6 protein-coding genes are annotated in these 4,642 nt (G+C 53.0%); 2 read left to right on the top strand and 4 right to left on the bottom strand.

All coding sequences use genetic code 11. From position 1 onward, the window contains the following. The coding region (locus AB7E14_RS20780; protein WP_428169884.1) for a PhoU domain-containing protein at positions 1-239 on the top strand (239 nt) is incomplete at its 5' end. 82 nt (positions 240-321) lie between these two features. On the opposite strand, the gene yieH is transcribed toward AB7E14_RS20780, so the two are convergent. Further along, positions 322-987, bottom strand: a complete 666-nt coding sequence (gene yieH, locus AB7E14_RS20785; protein ID WP_428169885.1) for a 6-phosphogluconate phosphatase — start codon at positions 985-987, stop codon at positions 322-324. A gap of 166 nt (positions 988-1,153) precedes the next feature. Between yieH and adeP the strand changes: the two genes are divergently transcribed. After that, the gene (gene adeP / locus AB7E14_RS20790) at positions 1,154-2,491 is read left to right on the top strand and encodes an adenine permease AdeP (RefSeq protein WP_042998744.1); all 1,338 of its coding nucleotides are present in this window, start codon (positions 1,154-1,156) and stop codon (positions 2,489-2,491) included. Positions 2,492-2,551: 60 nt separating this feature from the next. Here the strand turns inward: adeP and AB7E14_RS20795 are convergent, their stop codons facing one another. The 3 genes from AB7E14_RS20795 to AB7E14_RS20805 form a co-directional block, all read right to left on the bottom strand. Beyond that, positions 2,552-3,118, bottom strand: coding sequence for an NADPH-dependent FMN reductase (locus AB7E14_RS20795; RefSeq protein WP_044268144.1), 567 nt, complete (start codon positions 3,116-3,118; stop codon positions 2,552-2,554). A 10-nt stretch (positions 3,119-3,128) separates the two neighbouring features. After that, the gene (locus AB7E14_RS20800) at positions 3,129-3,878 is read right to left on the bottom strand and encodes a 4'-phosphopantetheinyl transferase family protein (protein WP_044327440.1); all 750 of its coding nucleotides are present in this window, start codon (positions 3,876-3,878) and stop codon (positions 3,129-3,131) included. A gap of 268 nt (positions 3,879-4,146) precedes the next feature. After that, positions 4,147-4,642, bottom strand: a 496-nt coding sequence (locus AB7E14_RS20805; protein ID WP_428169886.1) for an aromatic amino acid transport family protein, incomplete at its 5' end; no start/stop codon positions are given.

Here is a 4,642-nt window from a genome sequence, read left to right on the forward strand (position 1 = left end):
AAGTGGACCAGGAATACGAAGGGATCGTGCGTCAACTGATGACCTACATGATGGAAGATTCCCGCACCATTCCCAGCGTGTTAACCGCGTTGTTCTGCGCGCGCTCTATCGAGCGTATCGGCGACCGCTGCCAGAATATCTGCGAATACATCTTCTACTTCGTGAAGGGCCAGGATTTCCGTCACGTAGGCGGTGATGAGCTGGATAAGCTGCTGGCGGGTAAAGATCCAAAAGAGTGATAAAACGTAGAAAATAAGCCGGATAAGCGTTAGCGCCATCCGGCAATTGCCCGGCGGCGCAAGCTTACCGGGCCTACAAAAATTACCGGGTAATATTCCAGCCGCGTGCTTTCCACAACGCCGGCAACTGTGCCAAATCGGTAAAAGTCGTCACTTTGGGATGTTCGATAGGCTTGTTGTGCGGATCGGCACAGAAGTAGAACACTTCCATTCCCGCATCAATCCCTGACTGCGCGCCAGCGGAAGAGTCATCGACCAGAATGCAGTTCTGTGCGTTGACGTTCATCGCTTTTGCTGCGTGGAACATCAGCGCCGGATCGGGCTTCCAGCGTTGAATATCGTAGCCGCTGTACAGTTTGTCCGGGAAATGATGCAGCATGCCCAGTTTACCCAGCGAGTGTTGCATTTTGCTGACCGGACCGTTAGAGACCACGCACATCGGCACCGTCATGCTGTCCAGCAGGGTATTCGCACCAGGGATCACTTCCAGTTCCGAGTCGAACAGGCGTGCGACCTCGGCGCGGTAGACGGGTTCTAAGTCGGCTTTGGCCAACGTCACCCCATGCTCCTCGTTAATGATATCAATGATTTCGTAGAGTTTTACGCCCTTAAAGCGTTTAAAAGTTTCTTCGAGATCGAGGGTGATACCGAATTCCTGGAACTTTGCGACGTACGCGCGGGAACAGATCACTTCACTGTCGACCAGCGTACCGTCACAGTCAAAAAATACCGCTTCAATTCCGGACATGCCTTTCCCTTTTCACTAGTTTAACGTTTACGTACTGCCTGATTGTGCAACGCAATCGTTGCCGTATAAGCAAATTCAATGAAAAAAACCTCACACAATCACCCCCTATTGTCGCATTTTGGTATAGGATAGCGACGAATTTTCCCTCCTTGTTTGGAAATTGATAATGAGTCAACAACACACAACCCAGACGTCTGGTCAGGGGATGCTGGAACGCGTGTTCAAACTGCGCGAACATGGCACAACGGCACGAACCGAAGTGATCGCCGGTTTTACCACCTTCCTGACGATGGTTTACATCGTTTTTGTTAACCCGCAAATTCTGGGCGTTGCTGGCATGGACACCAGCGCCGTCTTCGTGACCACCTGTCTGATTGCCGCGTTCGGCAGCATTCTGATGGGGCTGTTCGCTAACCTGCCGGTGGCACTTGCGCCCGCGATGGGGCTGAATGCGTTCTTTGCCTTCGTTGTGGTTGGCGCGATGGGCCTGTCGTGGCAGGTCGGTATGGGGGCGATTTTCTGGGGTGCCGTCGGTCTGCTGCTGCTGACAATTTTCCGCGTGCGTTACTGGATGATTGCCAATATCCCGGTCAGTCTGCGCGTGGGGATCACCAGCGGTATCGGTCTATTCATCGGCATGATGGGGCTTAAAAACGCGGGTGTCATCGTTGCGAATCCGGAAACGCTGGTCAGCATTGGTAATCTGACATCTCATAGCGTCCTGCTGGGCGTGCTCGGTTTCTTTATCATCGCTATCCTGGCGTCACGTAATATTCACGCCGCCGTGCTGGTATCCATCATCGTCACTACGCTGTTGGGCTGGATGCTGGGTGATGTGCACTATAACGGCATTGTCTCTGCGCCGCCGAGCGTCTCGTCGGTGATTGGGCATGTCGATCTGGCGGGGTCGTTTAACATTGGTCTGGCTGGGGTGATTTTCTCCTTCATGCTGGTTAACCTGTTTGACTCCTCCGGCACATTGATCGGCGTAACTGATAAAGCCGGTCTGGCGGATGAAAAAGGGAAATTTCCGCGCATGAAGCAGGCGCTGTTTGTCGATAGCGTCTCCTCTGTGACCGGGGCATTTATTGGTACGTCTTCCGTCACTGCTTATATCGAGTCCTCTTCCGGCGTTTCTGTTGGGGGGCGTACTGGCCTGACCGCGGTGGTGGTTGGTCTGCTGTTCTTGCTGGTGATCTTCCTTTCTCCGTTGGCTGGAATGGTACCGGGCTATGCGGCTGCAGGCGCGCTGATTTACGTCGGCGTGTTAATGACGTCCAGTCTGGCGCGCGTGAAGTGGGACGATCTCACTGAATCTGTACCGGCGTTTATCACTGCCGTGATGATGCCGTTCAGCTTCTCGATTACCGAAGGGATCGCGCTGGGCTTTATCTCTTACTGTGTGATGAAAATCGGTACCGGTCGTCTGCGTGAACTGAGCCCGTGTGTGGTCGTTGTGGCGCTGCTGTTTGTGCTGAAGATTGTGTTTATCGACGCGCACTAAGTCTGTCAGGACATAAAAAAACCCGGTAAGCATCACGCTACCGGGTTTTTTGTTTATGGCTTACGCCTTCACGCGCTGGATGTAGTCGCCAAACGCGGTGAGCTGACCGGTCAGATGGTCCAGCGTACTCTGGTCAATCACTTCACCCGTCTGCGGGTCTACTTTGTTCTGTATCACGCCACCCATAAATTCCGGCTTGTTCATGACCATGGCATCCAGGAAAACCAGGATCTGACGCAGATGATACTGGCAGCGCGCGCCGCCAATCGCCCCCATCGAGCTGGTCTGGATGAGCACCGGTTTGCCTGAAAGCGGCTGATCGGGCAGGCGTGACAGCCAGTCGATGGCGTTCTTCAGACCACCCGGCACTGAATAGTTATATTCCGGCGTAACGATAACCACGCCATCAGCCTGGCGGATTTGCTCAGCCAGCGCGTCGACGCTTGCCGGAAACCCCTCTTCCTGCTGCACGTCAGCATCGTAAAGCGGGATATCACCGATAGACGGTAACGCACTGACTTTCATACCCGCCGGGGCGATTTTCGGCAGCGTACGGGCAACCATACCGTTAAACGAACCTTTGCGCAGGCTTCCCAGTAACGTAACAACATTCAACGTTTCAGACATGGTAACTCCATCAGTTGTGCGTATAAGACGTCGCGGCAGATAATTGCGCGAATCGCATCAGACGACCCGTCGGCGCATTCGCGCGGGTCTGGATATCAGGCAGGCTTTTCCAGCCCTGCTTAACATCAAACTCCCAAAGTTGAAGTTTATCAATGGCTGGCGTAACCGCAACTGACCACACCAGCAGGTCTTCGGCATCGCAAATAGCCTCAATCTGAGCAACACGGGCACATTTCAGACGCCCGGAGACTGGCAGCAATTGCAGTTCATGCGGATCGTTGTTGCGGACGTCACCCGTCAGTTTCAGGACGCTCTGGCGTAAGGTGATCATCTGTGCGCGCGCTTCGTCCGGATCGTTTTGCTTGCTGATCCACAGGCTTTCGTTGCTGGAGAAGGTCGGGACGTCGGCGGTATGGGGGCTAATAAATCCACGGGGGGCGCGCTGGAGTTCCATATCCAGTCCGCATTCCCCTTCGGTTGTCAGCGCCACACCGACCATATTACCGGCATAGGCGATGGAAAAGCTGGGTAGATTTTTATCGCGAAATGCCGGTTTACCTTTGGCTTTGTATACGATTTCCGGTAACTCGAGCGTGCCATACAGCATAAATATCAGCTCAGCGAGAAGCCCTCGGGATGCAAGAAAACGGGTCTGGCGATGTGTGGGGAGTCTTCGTGCTTCATGATGGCAGGATGACGGAAGGCGCATCGAAATCAGGTGTCCTTCCGTCAGGATCCCTCTGGCAAAATGGGTCGCCATTTTTCTCTCCATGATTAATGGTCGGTGATAATGACGAGAGTAACATTTACTCGGTTTATAGACAGAGTAAATAGCCAAAAAGTACGACTGAATCAGCCTCCCTTACGCGCATTTACATTTCCTGGTACGGATTGGCTGTTTTTGCGTCAGGAGAGGTTGTTTGATGGTCTCCCGGGGAAGAAGGCGAATAGCCATTTGGACAACAGTGATTCCCTGACTGACATGCCGCGTTGAATGAGGCGGCATGTCAGCCTGGAGGAACAGCAATTTAACTGAATCGGGGTAACAGGTTGAAGACGTTGCCGAACCAGCAAACAATAACCGCTACACCGAACAGGATCACGATAGTCGGGATAAAGACGCCGCCCCAGACGGTAAACATTTTATTGGGGAACTTCTGGCGGGCTTTCAGGGCCAGTACCGCAGGGATGATCACGGCCCATATCGTTGCGCACAGCCCTGCGCCGCCGATGCCATAGATAAAACCGTTCGGGAAGATTAAGTATAAAAGCGCCGGGGGCAGGAAGGTTAACAAGACGGTTTTAAAACGTCCCACTGCCGAATTGTCGAATTTGAACAGATCCGCAAGATAATCAAATAGCCCCAGAGTCACACCAAAAAATGAACTGGCGACGGCCAGGTTTGAAAAAACCAGCAGACAAAATTCGATGATTCCGGTTTGCCTGGTGCCGAGAAATGATTTTACTAATGAATCAACATTACCGCCCGACGCAATGATCTCACTGAAGCTTAGATCGGAAGAG

It is taken from the genome of Citrobacter sp. (genome assembly GCF_050252275.1).
Taxonomy (GTDB): domain Bacteria; phylum Pseudomonadota; class Gammaproteobacteria; order Enterobacterales; family Enterobacteriaceae; genus Citrobacter_A; species Citrobacter_A amalonaticus.